Raw genomic sequence first — 16,230 nt, 5'->3', positions numbered from 1 at the left:
AACCCGGAGGCCCTCCCTCATTTCAAGATCATCGGCTGACCGTGTTCGCAACCTCTGTGGTTAGAACAACTAGCCCGCCAGAGAGCCAAAAGCACACATTAAGGGACGGCGGCCACGCGGCGGTGGGTCCGGCGGTATTCGCTGGGGGTGACGCCGAGTTCGCGGGCGAAGTGGGTGCGGAGGTTGGGGGCGGTGCCGAGGCCGCATTTCTCGGCGACGAGGTCGATGGACAGCTCGGTCTCCTCCAGCAGTTCCCGGGCGCGGATGACGCGCTGGGCGAGGAGCCAGCGCAGGGGCGTCGTGCCCGTTTCGGCGTGGAAGCGGCGGATGAGGGTGCGGCCGGTGAGACCGGCTCGGGCGGTGAGCTCGGCGGTGGTGAGGGGGCGGTCCAGTTGCGTCAGCGCCCATTGCAGGACGGGCGCGAGGCCGTCGGCGCGGCCGGACGGGGGGAGCGGCGTCTCGACGTACTGGGCCTGGCCGCCGGTGCGGTGCGGCGGGACGACCATCTGGCGGGCGACGGCGTTGGCGACGTCGGCCCCGAGGTCCTGGCGGATGACGTGCAGGCAGAGGTCGATCCCGGCGCTGTTGCCGGCGCCGGTGAGCAGGTCGTCGTCGTCGATGTAGAGGACGGACGTGTCGGCCTCGACGGCCGGGAAGCGCTCGCGCAGGACGGGTGCGTGCTTCCAGTGCAGGGCGGTGCGGCGGCCGTCGAGCAGGCCGGCGGCGGCGAGGACGAACGCGCCGGAGCACAGCGAGACGATGCGGGCGCCGCGGGCGTGGGCGGCGCGGACGGCCTCGATGACCTGCGGTGACGGGTCGGTCAGCACGTTGCCCGCGGCGGGGATGACCACCGTGTCGGCGGTGTCGAGGGCGTCCGGCCCGTGCGGGGCGACGATCTGGAAGGCGCCGGGCAGGTCGTCCTGGCCGGACGAGCCGCGCAGCGGGGCCGCGCCCTCCGAGCAGAGCCGGACGTCGTACCAGGGGCCGGTGTGGGACGGCGGCGGGGAGCCGAACAGCTGGCAGGGGATGGCGACCTCGAAGATCGGCGCGCCGGGGAGGACCAGGATCGCCAGTGTCCGCGTCATGTCAGTAATCTATCGAACAGTGTCAATCCTGACACTCGTGGCGGGCGCCGCCGGTTTCGATCATTGACGGCATGAGTTCACGCACGAAGACCAGGCCGGAGCGCACCCCTCAGGAACACGACGCCCCCGACGCGCGGCGGTGGCTCGTGCTGGCGGTCGCGTCGACGGCGCAGTTCCTGGCGATCCTCGACCTGTTCGCGGTGAGCGTGGCGTTCCCGGCGCTGCGGCGCTCGTTCGACGGCGCGGCGTTGCCGCAGGTGTCGTGGGTGCTGAACGCGTACACGATCGTTCTCGCCGCGCTGCTCGTCCCGGCGGGGCGGCTCGCGGACGACACCAGCCGCAAGAAGAGCTTCCTCGCGGGGATGGCGCTGTTCGGCCTGGCGTCGGTGGGGTGCGCCGTGGCGCCGACGCTGCCGCTGCTGATCGCGGCGCGGGTCGTCCAGGCGGCGGCGGGCGCGGTGCTGGTCCCGACGTCGCTCGGGCTCGCCCTGCCCGCGTTCCCCAAGCGCGAGCACCCGACGGTGATGGGGATCTGGACGGCGGTGGCGGCGCTCGGCGGCGGCTGCGGGCCGGTGGTCGGCGGGCTGCTGCTGATGGCGGGCTGGCGGTGGATCTTCCTGATCAACGTCCCGGTGACGGCGGCGGCGATCGTCGCCGGCCGTCGGCTGCTGCCGGACACGCCGCCGAAGGCGCGGCAGCGGCTCGACCTGCTGGGGTCGGCGCTGGTGCTGGGCGCGGCGACGGCGCTGACCGCGCTGCTCGTCCAGGGCTCGTCGTGGGGGTTCGGGTCGGCCCGGACGATCGGGTGCGCGGTGGCGGCGGTCGCGTTCGGGACGCTGGCGGTGGCGCACATGCGGCGGCACCCGAACCCGGTGATCGGCCTCGACCTGTTCCGGCACCGGACGTTCGCGGTCGCGGTCTCCGGCGTGTTCCTCTACTACCTGGTGTTCGCGGCGGCGCTGGTGGCGGGGTCGCTGTTCTTCACCGGGGTGTGGCACTACCCGGTCGTCCGGGCGGGGCTGGGCATCGCGCCGATCCCGCTGTCGTGCGTGGTGATGTCGCCGTTCTCCGGACGGATCGTCGGGCGGATCGGCGGGCGCGCGTCGGCGGTGCTGGGCGGGCGCGCGCTGGCGGCCGGCTGCGGCTGGTGGGCGGTGTTCGCGACGCCGGAGCCGTCGTACGCGCTGATGTTCGTTCCGGGCGCGGTCCTGGTGGGGGTGAGCACGGCGCTGTTGCAGCCGCCTCTGTTCGGGTCCGCGGCGGCGCTGCCCGCGGCGCGGCTGTCGCTGGGGTCGGCGGTGCTGATGATGGCGCGGCAGATCAGTTCGGCGCTCGGCGTCGCCGTGCTGACCGTGCTGCTGGGGGACGCGGCGCGGCCGTCGGTGGCGGGCTTCCGGCACGGGTGGCTGTTCATGGTCGGCGCGGCGCTGTTGTCCGCCCTGGTCTCCCGCTCTTTCCGGACAGATCACAACAATCAGTAGAAATGCCATAAATAGCTCGGTGTCACTAGCCGGAAAGCGCATCTGCCTATCCGGTTAGCGTTGCGAAGGATCAACGGGCTCGTGCATAGTGGATGCCGCACGTTCTCGCGCTTCTCCACCCGAGGAAGACAGAAGATCCGCCGACCCCCGCCAAAGAGCACTGAATTTCCGGAAAAACGCGACATGCGTGCCCTGGGACCCGCCATCACCCGCTCGCGACCGCGCCGGAAGGCCCTTTCGATGCCCAGCGATCCCGTACGCTCCCCGCTCGGCGACCAGCACGTCTGCTCGGCGCCCGGATGCGGCCGGCCGTCCTGTTTCCAGGTCCTCCTGGAGACCGGCGGCGGCGCCCCGGCGCCCACTCGCGACGCCGCCTCCCCCACCGGCGACTCCTGCGGCACCCACCTCACCGAGGTGGTCCAGTCCCTGGCCCGCCGCTGCACCGGCGAACCGGGCGCGTCGGCGCAGATCGTCGTCTACGCGACACCGGAGGGCCGGCGCACCCCAGAGAACGGACAGTCCGGACCTTTCGCCCGGCTCACCCTGGGAGTCATCCCGATATGAACGTCTCCGGCCATTGCCCGCACCCGATTCGCTTCCGATACTGGGCGAAGTCGGATGTCAGCGGACGATGCCGGACGAAGGTGAATTCGGATGGGATTCCAGCTCGGCCTGTTCTCCCCCAACACCGAATCAGGACTGGCGATAACTACGGTTCCGGAAAGGTGGCGGGCGACATGGGACAACAATCTGCGCCTCGCCCGCCTCGCCGACGCGACCGGGATCGACTTCCTGCTCCCCGTCGCCCGCTGGACCGACTGGGGCCCCGACACCGATTTCCACCAGCGCGTCCTCGACCCGCTGGTGTGGGCGTCCGGCCTGCTCGCGAACACCGCGCGGATCCGCGTCTTCAGCACCGTCCACACCGCGTTCCACCACCCGATCGTCGCCGCCAAGCAGCTCGCGACCGCCGACCACCTCAGCGGGGGACGCGTCGGGCTCAACATCGTCGCGGGCTGGCACGCGCCCGAGTACGAGATGTTCGGCCTCACGCTCCCGGACGACCACGACACCCGGTACGCCTACGCGCAGGAGTGGTGGGACATCGTCAAGCGCATCTGGTCGAGCGCCGAGCCGTTCGACCACGACGGACGGTACTTCCACCTCAAGCGGGTCGTCGGGTCGCCGAAGCCGTACAACGGGCACAGCCTTCCGGTGATCAACGCGGGGTCGTCCCGGCAGGGCCGGTCGTTCGCCGCCCGCAACGCCGACCGTGCGTTCACGGTCGTGGCCGGGCCGGAGGACGGCGCCGAGATCGTCGCCGCCATCCGCGCGGAGGCCGCGTCCCACGGCCGGACGGTCGGCGTCTTCACGCTGGGACACGTCGTGTGCCGCCCCACCCGCGCCGAAGCGGAGGACCAGTTGCACTACTACGCCGATGAGCACGCCGACTGGCCGGCCGTGGACGAGGTGATGCGCCTGCAGGGCCTGCACGCGCAGTCGTTCACGCCCGAGATGCTGCAGATCTACCGGGACCGGTTCGCCGCCGGGCACGGCAGCTGCCCGCTGGTCGGCGACCCCGACGACGTCGCGGACGGGCTCGCCGGATTCGCCCGCGCGGGCTTCGACGGGATCGCGCTGTCGTTCCTCGACTACGCCGGCGAGCTGGGCTTCTTCGCCGCCGAGGTGATGCCGAGGCTGCGCGCCCGGGGCGTCCTGCCGATGCCCGCCGGATCGGGCGGCCCGCCATGACCGCCACCGCCCCCCAGGAGCAGCAGCGGGAGGAACCGCCGCTGGCGCCGTTCCAGCGCGTCGCCAGCTCCGACATCGACGTGCTGCACGAGACGGTCGAGCCGTTCGCGGTGGGCCACGACCTGCAGGCGCGCGACCCCGGGCTCCGGCTGGACGGCCTGGTCAACGCGCTGGGCGTGGGCGCGGTCAACCTCGTCTGGGTCCGCTACGGCGGCAGCGGCGTCATCGTCGACACCCCGCCGACCGGGGGCGCGTTCGCGCTGTGCGCGCCGATCGCGCCGATGGGCGTGGAGTACCGGGCGTCCCGCAGCCGCGACACGGCGGGCGGCAGCCTCGTGGTGTCGCACGACGAGCCGATGCGGCTGACCCCGGACCCTCGGCAGGGCTGCCTGGTGATCGCGACGAGCACCGGCCGGCTCGCCGACCATCTCGGCGGCTTCCTCGGCCGCGCGTACGACCCGCCGCTGCGCTTCCACAGCGTGGACGCGCCGGCCATCGCCCCCGCGTCCGTCGTCGAGCGGACGTGGCGGCACGTCTGCGCGGTGCTGGACGACACCGCGTCCGAGGGCCTGCATCCGCTCGCGGCGCGCAGCCTGGAGGAGTCGCTGCTCACCGCGATCCTGCTCGGCCTGCCGCACACGGCCATGCCGGAGCTGGCGGAACCGCCGCGACGCGTCCCGCACCATCTCGCGCCTTTCATCCGGGAATGGGTGGAGGCGCACCATCATCGGCCGATCGGCGCGTCCGACATCGCCGCGGCGGCCGGGATCGGGATCCGGCAGCTCCAGGTGATCTGCCGTGACCAGTGGGGGGTCACGCCGACGCAGCTGCTGCGCGGGGTGCGGCTCGACCACGCGCGGGCCGCCCTCCGCGGCGCCGCGCCGGGCGGCCGGACGGTCTCGGACGTCGCGACGGCGGCCGGCTACCTGCACATGAGCCGGTTCGCGGCGCACTACCGGCAGCGCTTCGGCGAGACCCCGACCGAGACCCTCAAGCACCCCGCCTCCCCGCCCTGACCGCTGGCGGGGCCTGCGAGCGCAGACGTCCGGACGCCGCGGGATCGACCTTGGTCGGTATCGGCGGCGTCCGGCGCCCGGCAGGCTCGGTGAGCATGAACGACCCGAAGTCCTACGACGGCCTGTCCTCGTTCGTGTTCATGCTCGGGGTGTACGTGGGCGTCGTGCCGTTCGCCGGCAAGCTGCTGGGCTGGGAGCCGGACGGCCCGAAGCGCCTGCTGGTCTTCCCGCTGCGGCTGCCGGGCCCGGCCTGGTGGATCGTCTCCGTCCTGGCGATCCTCGTCGCGTTCGGGCTGCTCTGCTGGATCGACACCGCCAAGAAGCGCCGCTTCCCCGGCTAGCGCGGGCACGGCGCACGGTCAGTCCAGCCGCTGCCGGACGTCGGTGAGGAGGCGGTCGCCGGCCCGGCGGCCGAGCCGGGCGAGGGCGCGGTTCGCGCCGGGGGAGACGCGCGCGATCGTCCGGGCGACGCGGGCCTCGACGGCGACGGGGACGACGGCGGCGTCCTGCCGCACGGCCCGCAGGATCGCCCGCGCGACCTTCTCCGGCGGGAAACCGCGCCGCTCGATCGCGCGGGCCATCTTGTCGCGCAACTCGGCGTCCACGGCCGGGGACATGCCGACGAAGCGGGTCTGGCGCGTGATCGGAGTGTCGACCGCGCCGGGGCAGACGGCGGTCACGCCGATGCCGTAGCGCTCCATGTCGAGCCGGAAGCACTCGGCGAGCTGCAGCACCGCCGCCTTCGTGGCGCCGTAGGCGGGCAGTTCCGGGCTCGGCGTGAACGCGGCCAGCGACGAGAGGACGACGATGTGGCCGCCCTCGCCGCGCTCGACCATCTGCCGGCCGAACAGCCGCGACCCGCGGTACATCCCGTCGAGGTTGATGGAGCGGATGCGCTCCCAGTCCTCCTCCGGGGTCTCCAGCAGCGAGCCCGCGAGGGCGATGCCGGCGTTGTTGACGACGATGTCCGGGACGCCGAACGTGTCCTTGACGTACCGGGCGAACTGCTCCATCGCCTCCGGGTCGGCGACGTCGACACGGTAGACGTGCGCTTCGCCGCCGGCCGCGCCGATCTCGTCCACGGTCCGCTTGGCGCCGCCCTCGTCGATGTCGGCGACGACGACGCGCGCCCCGGCGGCGGCGAACGCGCGGGCCGTCGCGCGGCCGATGCCGCTGCCCGCGCCGGTGACGACGACGAGGTCGCCGCCGAACTCCTTGCCGGGCTCGGCGGCGGCGCGCGCGTGCGCGAGTGCGGGTGTCTCAGGCCCGCCCCCGACGTGCTCCACGAACTCGGTGATCCATCGGGCGACCAGGTCGGGATGGCTACGGGCCACCCAATGCCCGGCGGGCGCGCGGCGCACGTACAGGTTCGGGACGACGCCGCGCGGCGACAGCAGCAGGGGCTGCGACCCGTACCGGTCCTTGATCGGGACGATCAGCTGCACGGGCACGTCGGTCCGCCCGTCGCCCTCCGGCGGGCCACCGCGCCGGCGGCCCATGTTCCGGCGGCCCATGTTCGCGCGGTACAGGCCGAGCCCGTTGCGCGCGTCCTGTGCCAGCGTGGCCGCCGGATGCCCGGGACGCGGCTCGGCGCCCTCCCGCAACCGCAGGTCGCGGGCGAACCCGGCGGGGAGGAGCCGGGCCGCGAACTCGCCGGCGCGCGGCGCCATCAGCACCGGCATGTAGACGCTGCGCCGCGCCTGCCCCAGCACCTCCCGCACCCCGCGCGGCCCGGACCGCACGGCGGTGCGGACCCAGCGGGCGAGGTGCCGGCGGTCCGGCCCGGAGATCGAGGTGAAGGAGGCGAACCGGCGCCGCAGCCGGTCGCCGATGACGGCCTCCCAGCCCTGCACCGACCCCCAGTCGTGGCCGACGAGGTGGACGGGCTCGTCCGCGCCGACGCCGTCGAGCACCGCCTCCAGGTCGTCCATCAGTGCGCCGAGGCCGTAGTCGAGCGGGTCGGGCGGCGCGGACGATCCGCCCGCGCCGCGCACGTCGTAGGTGATCACCCGGAACCGGCCGGCGAGGCGCTCGGCGACGTCGTCCCACATCGCGCCGGTGTCGGGGTACCCGTGCACGAGGACGACCGTGGGCCGGTTCCCCTCGCCGCGCTCCCGTACCGCCAGTTCGATCTCGCCCGACCTCACGCGCTGGTCCCGCATCGGCGCTCCCTACCGCTTCGGGGGTTTGCCCGAGAAACTACGCCGATGAGAAGTGCTGTCCAGGCCCGTTCAGCGAACCGGCTGGCGGAGGATCGTCCGCATCTTCCCGGGGTCCTGCTCGCTGGGGTCGGAGAGGTAGATCTCGTGGTGCAGGCCGTTCACCGCGAGCCCCTCGGCCGCCATCAGCGCGGCCATCTCGGCGAGGCTCGCGGGCTCGTCCGCGTACGGGCCGCGGTGCAGCATCTGCACGCACCGGCCCTCGGCGAAGGTGACGTGCTGGACCCGCGCCGCCGCCGGCACCCCCGGCCTGACCTGCTCGACGGCCTCCCCGACCCCGTCCGCGCCGTCGGGGAGCCGCAGGAACAGGTGCCACCACCATTCGTCGCGCGGCACCTCGAACGGGGACCGCTCGTCCTCCACCCACCAGCGGCCCTCCAGCGGGACCATCGGCGCGCCGAGCGCGCCCATCACCGCGTACAGCGCGCCGACGCTCGCGCCGTACGCCGCACCGCCCGGTTCGCCGCGTCCGGTGACGGCCAGCCCCGACACCGGGTCGAACTCCGCGATCTCCGGCTTCTCCGCCGCCTCGTACCAGGTCATCGGACATCCTCCAGTCGGATCAGCACCCGGGTCTCCAGGTGCTCGGGCGGCGTGCTGCCCGGGTCGTTCAGGTAGACCTCCCGGACCGGACCGCCGGGCGCGTGCCCGTGGTCGCCGAACCAGGCCAGCACGCCGTGAACGGTGAGCGCGATCTCCTCGTACGGGCCGACGTGCAGCGCGTGCGCGAACGGGCCGCCGGGCAGCACGTCCGGGCCCGCCTCCGACTCGATCGCCACCCGCACCTCGAACTCGTCGGCCATGTCCAGCGGGAACAGGCCCGTCAGCTTCGGTATCCCCCCGAAGTTCTCGAGGAGGCGGGCGACGCAGGCCCCGGTGGCGGCGGCGATCGTCGTCGGGGTCGCCGGCTCGCTCGCCGTCCGCACCCGCCGGGCCGATTCCTCGACGACCGACACCGCCGTCTCCGGCAGCCCCTCGTCCAGCACCCGGTCCAGCAGCCGCAGCGCGTGCCGCCGCCGGGCCACGTCCGCCTCCAGCCGGTCCCGCGCCTCGCGCAGCGCGTCCGTCCCCCGATCGGCGAGGACCTGCGCGATCGCGGCGAGCGGGACGTCCAGCTCCCGCAGCATCCCGACCATCAGCGCGTCCCGCGCCTGGTCGGGCCGGTAGTACCGGTAGCCGGACGAAGGATCGACCCACGCCGGGGCCAGCAGGCCCAGGTCGTCGTAGTGCCGCAGCTGCTTGACGCTCAGCCGGCACAGCCGCGCGAACCGCCCGATGGGCAGAAGATCGTTGCTCACGTACCCAGCCTGGCGTCTCCCACAGTGGGAGAGTCCACTAGGGACCTTCGGTCAGCCCGGTGCACTCCCGCAGGCCGTTCCACCGCTCGACCTCCGCCGCCGCCGCGGCGCCCTTCATCGGGATCGGGAGGCCACCGACGATCTGCGCCGGCTTCCATTTCACCTTGGTGACCTTGCGGCCCTCCACCTTCAGCAGCAGCACCCCGGACTTCGCCGTCTGGTCGTGCGCCGACGAGAACACGAAGTTGCCCATGCCGTAGTGGACGTACTTGCCGTTCAGATAGCCGCCGCCTAGCGGGATGTGCGCGTGCCCTCCGACGATGATGTCCGCACCGGCGGCGACGAGCGCCTTGGCGAGCTCCTGCTGGCGCGGCAGCGGGCACGCCTTCAGCTCCTGCCCCCAGTGCAGGTGGACGATGACGAGGTCGGAGTCCTTCCGCGCGTCCTTCACCGCCTGCACCATCCGCGGGATGTCCTTGGCGGACGCGAGGCCGCCCTTGGAGCCGGTGGCCGTCCACGCGGTGACGAGGTTGTCGTCCAGCACCTGCGTCGCGCCGACGATGGCGATCCGGTTGCCCTTCACGGTCGTCCGGTACGCCCGGTACGCCTGGTCCTCGTCGCGGCCGATGCCGACGACGGGGAAGCCGCTGCGCTTGATCGCGGCGAGCGAGTCGCGCAGGCCCTCCTCCATGTAGTCCATGCCGTGGTTGTTGGCCATGGACGCCACGTCGACGCCGGCGCGGCGCAGCGCGGTCAGCGCCGACGGCGGCGCGCGGAACGCGAACTCCTTGCCGGGCGCCTTGGTGCCGCCCGTCGTGATGGCCGTCTCCAGGTTGACCATGGCGAGGTCGGCCGCGCGCAGCGTGGACGCGACCGGGCCGAGCGCGGTCGCCGGGTTCGCCAGCCGCGACCGCAACTGCCCCTCGAAGTGCGTGTCACCACCGAACGCGAGGATGATCGGCTGCGCCGCCGCCTTCGACGGGTTCGCCCGGGCCTTGGCGCTCGCGGACGGGGACCCGGCCGGCGGCGTGGCCCCCTTCGCCTCCTGCCCGTCCGACCCGCTGCACGCGGACGCGGCGGCGGCGATCAGCGCGCCCATGGCGACCAGGGCGAAAACGCGCATGGGTGACCTCCCCGTCTTGATCGGCCAAGCATGCCACGACCAGGACAATCACCCCCACACCACCCCCGACCACATCCGGCCCGTCCGGCGCCGCCCGATTGCGAACGCCTATTCGCTCTGCCAGGTCCTCATGGCCGCGTCCAGCGCCCCGCTGTAATTGCGATGACCGACGGTCAGCCAATGCCGCAAGTAGGCGATCTGATCGGCCATGTCCGCGGCGGCCTCCGTCCAGTCCCGATGCGCCACGTCATAGGCGTGGCGGGCGTCGCCGTCCCACTCCGCCAGATGAAGGCGCAGGTTCCCGTCCAGCACGTCCACGCACTCGACGAACTCCTTGCGCAGCCGCTCGAACGCCTCGACCGTCCGGGCCATCGTGTCGAGATCGACCCGTAGCTCCGACGTCATGCCGGCTCCTCCGCGACCAGATCGGCGACACGGCGGAGCCAGGCCGGCGCGGGAAGCGGCGGCTCGACGTCCATGCCGAGCGTCGCGAGCGCCTCGTCCAGATCGCCGTCGGACAGCCCCAGCGCGAGCGCCTCGCCGATCTCACCGGTGAGCCGTGCCCTTTCGACCGGCGACGCGGTCGCGAGCCACGCGGCGGCCGCCGCGTCGTGGTCGGCGAACTCGTCCGGGAGATCCTGCGTGAAATAGCAGCCGAGGAACTGCGCCAACGCGGGGAACCGCTGCCGCCACTCCCACGGGCTGACCGGCGCGCCGGGTTCCGGGAATCCGTGATCAACGGCGTCATCGAGCAGGTCAGCGACGGTCTCCAGCCACGGACCGCCCGCGCGCGCCCCGTCCGGCGTCCGCGGCAGCGCCGCCCGCACCGGAGCGGGCACGGCGTCCTCCGCTTCCGCGAGCATCCCGGCCAGATCGCGCAACTGCCCCGCCGCGACCGAAGCCATCACCGGCTCGGTGCGCCGCAGGAATCCGGTCAACGCGGCGCCGAGCCGCCCCGGGCCATCGTCCGCACTCTGGCCCGCATAGGCGTCCAGCACGCGCGCGGCGGCCCCGAACCGCGCCTGCACCGTGCTCGGCCGAAGATCCATACGCGTCACACCCAGGTCGGATAGGCGGTCAGGACAACGAAGCCGTTGGCGTGGGCATCGGAACGCTTGAGGACCACGGCCACACCGTGCACGTCCACCGGCCCCCGCCCCGCGTACAGCATGCCGCGCACCTGCATCCGTCCGGTCGGCTCGCCTGGGAAGTACCCGTTCAGCCGCAGCCGTCCGGACCGTCCGTGGGCCAGCCACTCTCGGACCGCCGTCGTGTTCGCGTCCACCACGGCCTGCACGAAGCGCTGAGCCGCCGCAGTGTCGGTGAAGGTCGAAGCGCCCCTCATCCCGGCTCGTCCTCCCCCGCCCAGATGCGTGCGGTCAGTTCGTCCGCGATCGTGTCCAGCACCGGCCGCCAACCGGTGCCCGTGGCGCCCAGATGCGCCATCGCTCGATCGAGATCCTCGTCCGACGGCAGCAGCGCCAGCAACTCCCCGATCTCCCCGATCACCGGCGGCAAACCCACCCGCCACGGCTTCAACGACTTGGTGAGAACCGAGAGGCGATACCCGCCGCCCGCATCGGGACGCGACCCGCCGAACCGCGCCAGCAGAGGAAACCGGAACCGCAACTCCCACCCGTTCAACGGCAACTCGGCGAACGAGGGGTGCGCACGCGGCGGGTACCGATCATCGAGCAGTTCGGGAAGGAGGTCGACCAGCGCATCGAGCGGCTCGACACCTCGGAAGACCTCCACGGGGCCAAGCACCTCGCGCACCAGGCGAGGATCGTACGCGGCACCGGCGATCAGGGCCTTCAGGTGAGCGGCGACCGGCGCGATCTCATGCTGGAAGCGAAGGCTGTCGCAGGCACGCTTGAAGCGCCTCACGACATCGGCCGCCCTCCAATCGGGGGTGTCGCTGATGGGACGCCCCTCGAAGGCCTCGTAGAACAGGGCCGCATTGCCATAGAGCCGATCATCCAAGCCGGGCGCCGCCACAGGCGGCCAGACCGGCGTGCTCACCCTCGGGCCTTCGTCCGGGCGGACGGCCCGTATTCCCTGGAGGCGTGCGGCAATGGCGTCGGCCACGACCGCGAACCATGGAAGCCAACCCATCCGCGGGGCTCCGCCCACCGGCAGGCCCAACTCGTATCCACTGGGATCACGCGTTGTCGCCACCATTTCCTTGTACTCGCCGATGGCGCACACAAGCCGACTCTCGACTGGAACCGGGTCCTTGACCAGTCCGTGCGGTGACAGTGCCTCGTTGACGAGCCTCTTGGCGACGGTTTCCTGATCGTGCTTGTCACGCACATGGAAGAGCCATTGAACGACCTTGTTGGAGAACGCTGGAAAAAAGGACCGGAACTCCCCAGCGTAAGCAAGCTGCGAAGCATCCACCAGAGGACATCGGTCAGCCGCTTTCAACGACTTCCGCAGGCCCGCGAAAACCTTCGGGACCGAAGGCCCGAACTCGGCGCAGAGCTCCTCTTGCTCCCCGCTCCCAAAGACCATGTGGTCGCCGTCCGCACCGATTTCCTCCCAAGACTCGTCAACGTTGCCCAGAAAGGCGAGCGCCGAGTCTAGATCCACGCGAGCCGCACTCGTCCGATGCTGCCGCGGATGACGGAGGATGCGTGCGTAGCGTCGTGGAATGCCGGCGATCCATCCGGCGACCGCCTCGTCTCCGGCATTGCAGCGACAGCTGTAAAGAACCGTGGCCAGAGCCGTCTTCTCACGGTACGGATCATGATCGTACGTTCCGTCCCACATGATGCTCCAAGTCATCGGCACATCGGCTAAGGGGTGGGATAGGCCGTCTTCACGACGAACGGCGGTATCAGCCGGTTGTCGCGCCTGATGACCACATGGAGCCTGTTCACCTTGGTCACGTGGCCGTTCTGGTCGACGAGCCGTCCGACAGGTTGCCCCGCGTCGTAGGTGAACTCCGTTTGCTGCTGGTTCTGGTGCGCGAGCATGTTGGCGATGTAACCGTGTCCCCCAGGGCTGTCGATCGCGGCTTGGACGTACCGCTGGGCCTCGTCCAGGCTATTGAACGAGGACGCCGCCGAGACGTTCTGCTGCGTCAGGCGATCCACCAGTTGGAGGTTCGTCTTGCCCACGTGCCTGTCGATCACGTGTGCGCCGTCGGTGCCCTCCTGCCCCGCCAGGTCGATCGGGTACGCGGCGTTGCCGGCGCCGGGACGCCCCTGGGATCCCTTTCCCGCCACGGTGTTCTTCAGGCCCGGGTAGTCGAAGTCGTGGAGGGCCCGGTCGCCGACCGACTCGGCTTGAGCCTCCATGGCGTTCAGCGTCGGCGTCCGCTTCGCGGCATGCTGGAGTTGGGCGAGCAGTCCCATGCTCGCAACGGCGGCCTTCGTCGTCTGCACCGGGTCGTAGTAGTCCTCGACGAGGATGGTCACGCAGTCGGCGAGCATCTTCTCGTCGAACACTCCCGCTATCTCCGCGCTGATGCCCGCCGTCCCCTCGCTCAGGACGAGACCGAGAAGCGTTGCGAAAGCCGCGGCTCCCAGCCTTCGCTCGAGTTTGCTCCGAGTCACGTCGATCGCGTGGGCGTGCCGTTCGCAGGCGCCGGCGAGGGCCGTCGCCCCGTTCCCGAGGACGTGCAGCGGCGCCGGGTCGGCGTTCGGGCCGTCCCAGGGCGCCGTGCCCCAGATCCGGCTGCAGAACGTACGCATCTGCTCCTGCCAGGTGCGCACCACCCCCAGGGAGAGGCGCCGATTCCCGTGCGGAAAGACCACCGCGCCCGAGTCGAGGGTGATCGTGTTGATGATCTGGTTGACCTGGCGGGACAGGGTGGACACCGCGTTGGCGGCGTTCCGCCATTGTGCCGACGCCCGATGCAGGCGGTCCTGGTGGCCGCGCGGGAACAGCTTGAGGACGGTCGGGAGCGTCATGTCCCACGCGAGTTGTTCCGCGAGTGAGCCGAAGTCGAGGTATCCGCTCCCGGAGGCGGATGCGGGCCGGTGGTAGGTGAAATCGTGGAACTGCGGGACCGGCTTCGTCGCCGGCCCCTCGCCCGCGCCGTGCCGGGAGTGCCACTCGGCCGTGACGAAGTTGTTCGCCGTGACGGTGAGCCCTTCGGTGACGCCACCGAGGGCCATGACGAGCTTCTCCCACGCGATGACGATCTGCTGGGCGATCGGGTCGTAGAAGGCGCCGAAGAATTCGCCGACGTAGTCCTTGCCCGCCATGTCGTGGTTGCCGTGCAGGGCGCGGGAGACGTCCAGCATGGCCTTGCCGAACGCGTTGCCCACGTGGTGCATGGTGTCGGCCGCCGCGTAGACGCGAGGGGGATCGACGTCGAAGACGCCCGTGCGGCCGCCGATCTCACTTGGCGACCGGTAGGTCGGACGCTGCGGACCGTGCTGCTGCGGCGGCCGGGTGGACGGGCTCGGCGATGGCGAGGGGCCCGTGGTGACGGGTGGGTGCGGGGTCTGAGTGGCGGGCGGGTTGCCACCGCCGCTCGGCTGGGGGGACGGTGCCGGTCCGCTCGTCGCGGGCGGGCCGGGGGACGGACCGGTGGTCGCGGGCGGCCCCGGCGAGCCGGGGGGACCGCTCGGTGGTGCCGGGGAGCCCATGGGGCGGTCCTCCGTCGCAGCGCGGATTGCGGGGCGCGATCAACGGGACGGTAGGGATTCCTGACACCGACCGTCAAGGCATTTGCGGCATATGTTTCACGTCAGGGGGAGGCTCCTGGTTGTTGGACTTGCCCTGGGTGAGCTGGTACGGCGGTAGCGGGTCGCTGGAGGAGATTTCGCGAGGCGATTCCGGTTCGTCGGTTTCGGACGGCTCTGGCTTCGGCTTCGGCTGGGCGGTGTTGGTGAAGGCTTGGGTTATGGCTTGGAGGGCGGTGGTCACCTCGCTGGGGATGACCCAGAAGGTGCTGCCCTGGCCCTCGGCCAGCTTCGGGAGGGTCTGGAGGTACTGGTAGGCGAGGAGCTTCGGGTCCGGGTCGGCGGCGTGGATGGAGGCGAAGACGCGCTCGATCGCCCTGGCCTGGCCGTCGGCCTCCAGCACGGCCGCCTGCTGGGCGCCCTCCGCCTTCAGGATCGCCGACTGCTTCTCGCCCTCGGCGGTGAGGATCTGGGAGGCGCGGGCGCCCTCGGCGGTCAGGATCGCGGCCCGCTTCCCGCGCTCGGCGCGCATCTGCTTCTCCATGGCGTCCTTGATAGACGCGGGCGGCTCGATCGCCTTGATCTCCACGCGGGTGACGCGGATGCCCCACTTGCCGGACGCGTCGTCCAGCACGCCGCGCAGCGCGGTGTTGATCCGGTCGCGGGAGGTGAGGGTCGCCTCCAGGTCGAGGGTGCCGATGACGTTGCGCAGGGTCGTCGCGGTGAGCTGCTCGATCGCCTTGATGTAGTTGACGATCTCGTAGTCGGCCGCGCGGGGGTCGGTGACCTGGAAGAACAGGACGGTGTCGATGTGGACGACGACGTTGTCCTCGGTGATGACCGGCTGCTTCCTGAACGACACGACCTGCTCGCGCAGGTCGATGAGCGACTTCACCCGGTCGACGAACGGGAGCACGAAGCTGATGCCGGGTTCGAGGGTGCGGTGGTAGCGGCCGAGCCGTTCGACGTTGCGGGCCCGCGCCTGCGGCACGATCCACACCGACCGCATCACCGCGGTGGTGACCACGGCCAGGACGGCGACGGCGACGACCAGGAGGGCTATGGCGATATCGGTCATGGTGACTCCTCGACCGGCCCGCCCGGGACCGGGTACAGCAGGGCCGTGGCCCCTTCGATGGCGAGGACGTCGGCGGCGGCGCCCGCGGGGATGACGAGGTCGGGGTCGTAGGGGCGGGCCGACCACTCCTCGCCGCCGATCCGGGCGCGTCCGCCTGCGCGGGACACCTCGGTGAGGGTGAGGGCCTCGCGTCCGACGAGGGCGGCGGTGCCGGTGCGCAGCGGGGGCGGCTGCCGGATGTGGCGGTGCGCGATGGGGCGGACGACCGCGATCCCGGCGACGGAGCCGGCGGCGAAGACGGCGAGCTGCCCGGCGAGCGGGAGGCCGAGGGCGCCGGTGAGGCCGGCGGCGAGCGCGGCGACCGCGAGCAAGCCCAGGGCGAACGTGAGCGTCAGCAGCTCGGCGATGCCGAGCAGCGCCGCGATCAGCAACCAGACGGCCCACGCGCCCATAGCAGCTCCCTGAGGCTGCCGGAAGTCCTCATCAACAAAGTAACCCCAAAGACGGGAAATGGCGCCCCCGGCGAGAAAAGGCCAGAATG

At 71.8% G+C, this 16,230-nt stretch carries 17 protein-coding genes; 5 read left to right on the top strand and 12 right to left on the bottom strand.

Features of this window, described 5'->3' with window-relative positions:
* Positions 1–98: 98 nt before the first annotated feature.
* The gene (locus ABD296_RS27380) at positions 99–1,085 is read right to left on the bottom strand and encodes a GlxA family transcriptional regulator (RefSeq protein ID WP_344273037.1); all 987 of its coding nucleotides are present in this window, start codon (positions 1,083–1,085) and stop codon (positions 99–101) included.
* Between the two features lie 71 nt (positions 1,086–1,156).
* On the opposite strand from ABD296_RS27380, the gene ABD296_RS27375 reads away from it, so the two are divergent.
* The 5 genes from ABD296_RS27375 (at position 1,157) to ABD296_RS27355 (ending at position 5,675) form a co-directional block, all read left to right on the top strand.
* Positions 1,157–2,566: an MFS transporter gene (locus tag ABD296_RS27375; protein ID WP_344273034.1), complete on the top strand. Its 1,410-nt coding sequence runs from the start codon at positions 1,157–1,159 to the stop codon at positions 2,564–2,566.
* 240 nt (positions 2,567–2,806) lie between these two features.
* Positions 2,807–3,130, top strand: coding sequence for a hypothetical protein (locus ABD296_RS27370; protein ID WP_344273032.1), 324 nt, complete (start codon positions 2,807–2,809; stop codon positions 3,128–3,130).
* Between the two features lie 90 nt (positions 3,131–3,220).
* Positions 3,221–4,318, top strand: coding sequence for an LLM class flavin-dependent oxidoreductase (locus ABD296_RS27365; RefSeq protein WP_344273029.1), 1,098 nt, complete (start codon positions 3,221–3,223; stop codon positions 4,316–4,318).
* Positions 4,315–5,334 (top strand): AraC family transcriptional regulator, encoded by a 1,020-nt coding sequence (locus tag ABD296_RS27360; RefSeq protein WP_344273026.1) that lies wholly within the window; start codon positions 4,315–4,317, stop codon positions 5,332–5,334. The genes ABD296_RS27365 and ABD296_RS27360 overlap by 4 nt, the downstream gene beginning before the upstream one ends.
* A gap of 95 nt (positions 5,335–5,429) precedes the next feature.
* The gene (locus ABD296_RS27355) at positions 5,430–5,675 is read left to right on the top strand and encodes a hypothetical protein (RefSeq protein ID WP_344273023.1); all 246 of its coding nucleotides are present in this window, start codon (positions 5,430–5,432) and stop codon (positions 5,673–5,675) included.
* Between the two features lie 18 nt (positions 5,676–5,693).
* On the opposite strand, the gene ABD296_RS27350 is transcribed toward ABD296_RS27355, so the two are convergent.
* The 11 genes from ABD296_RS27350 to ABD296_RS27300 form a co-directional block, all read right to left on the bottom strand.
* A complete protein-coding gene (locus tag ABD296_RS27350; RefSeq protein ID WP_344273020.1) occupies positions 5,694–7,496 on the bottom strand; it encodes an SDR family oxidoreductase in 1,803 nt (600 codons plus the stop codon).
* Between the two features lie 69 nt (positions 7,497–7,565).
* Positions 7,566–8,096: a GyrI-like domain-containing protein gene (locus tag ABD296_RS27345; RefSeq protein ID WP_344273017.1), complete on the bottom strand. Its 531-nt coding sequence runs from the start codon at positions 8,094–8,096 to the stop codon at positions 7,566–7,568.
* Complete coding sequence (locus ABD296_RS27340) at positions 8,093–8,851, bottom strand: MerR family transcriptional regulator (protein WP_344273014.1); 759 nt, start codon at positions 8,849–8,851, stop codon at positions 8,093–8,095. The genes ABD296_RS27345 and ABD296_RS27340 overlap by 4 nt, the downstream gene beginning before the upstream one ends.
* Positions 8,852–8,888: 37 nt before the next feature.
* A complete protein-coding gene (locus ABD296_RS27335) occupies positions 8,889–9,974 on the bottom strand; it encodes a CapA family protein (protein ID WP_344273011.1) in 1,086 nt (361 codons plus the stop codon).
* Between the two features lie 108 nt (positions 9,975–10,082).
* The gene (locus tag ABD296_RS27330) at positions 10,083–10,379 is read right to left on the bottom strand and encodes a WXG100 family type VII secretion target (protein WP_344273008.1); all 297 of its coding nucleotides are present in this window, start codon (positions 10,377–10,379) and stop codon (positions 10,083–10,085) included.
* The gene (locus tag ABD296_RS27325; RefSeq protein ID WP_344273005.1) at positions 10,376–11,023 is read right to left on the bottom strand and encodes a contact-dependent growth inhibition system immunity protein; all 648 of its coding nucleotides are present in this window, start codon (positions 11,021–11,023) and stop codon (positions 10,376–10,378) included. Before ABD296_RS27325 ends, ABD296_RS27330 begins: the two co-directional genes overlap by 4 nt.
* A 5-nt stretch (positions 11,024–11,028) precedes the next feature.
* Positions 11,029–11,319: an RNase A-like domain-containing protein gene (locus tag ABD296_RS27320; RefSeq protein ID WP_344273002.1), complete on the bottom strand. Its 291-nt coding sequence runs from the start codon at positions 11,317–11,319 to the stop codon at positions 11,029–11,031.
* A complete protein-coding gene (locus ABD296_RS27315) occupies positions 11,316–12,761 on the bottom strand; it encodes a hypothetical protein (protein WP_344272999.1) in 1,446 nt (481 codons plus the stop codon). The genes ABD296_RS27320 and ABD296_RS27315 overlap by 4 nt, the downstream gene beginning before the upstream one ends.
* 11 nt (positions 12,762–12,772) lie before the next feature.
* On the bottom strand, positions 12,773–14,251 hold the full coding sequence (locus tag ABD296_RS27310) for an RNase A-like domain-containing protein (RefSeq protein WP_344272996.1): 1,479 nt from the start codon (positions 14,249–14,251) through the stop codon (positions 12,773–12,775).
* Between the two features lie 397 nt (positions 14,252–14,648).
* Positions 14,649–15,689: an SPFH domain-containing protein gene (locus ABD296_RS27305; protein ID WP_344272993.1), complete on the bottom strand. Its 1,041-nt coding sequence runs from the start codon at positions 15,687–15,689 to the stop codon at positions 14,649–14,651.
* The gene (locus tag ABD296_RS27300; RefSeq protein WP_344272990.1) at positions 15,686–16,141 is read right to left on the bottom strand and encodes an NfeD family protein; all 456 of its coding nucleotides are present in this window, start codon (positions 16,139–16,141) and stop codon (positions 15,686–15,688) included. Before ABD296_RS27300 ends, ABD296_RS27305 begins: the two co-directional genes overlap by 4 nt.
* Between the last annotated feature and the right edge of the window lie 89 nt (positions 16,142–16,230).

Source organism: Actinomadura napierensis (assembly GCF_039529375.1).
GTDB lineage: Bacteria > Actinomycetota > Actinomycetes > Streptosporangiales > Streptosporangiaceae > Spirillospora > Spirillospora napierensis.
The sequence above is the reverse complement of the archived record's forward strand: the minus strand, read 5'-3'. Positions and strand labels throughout refer to the sequence as shown.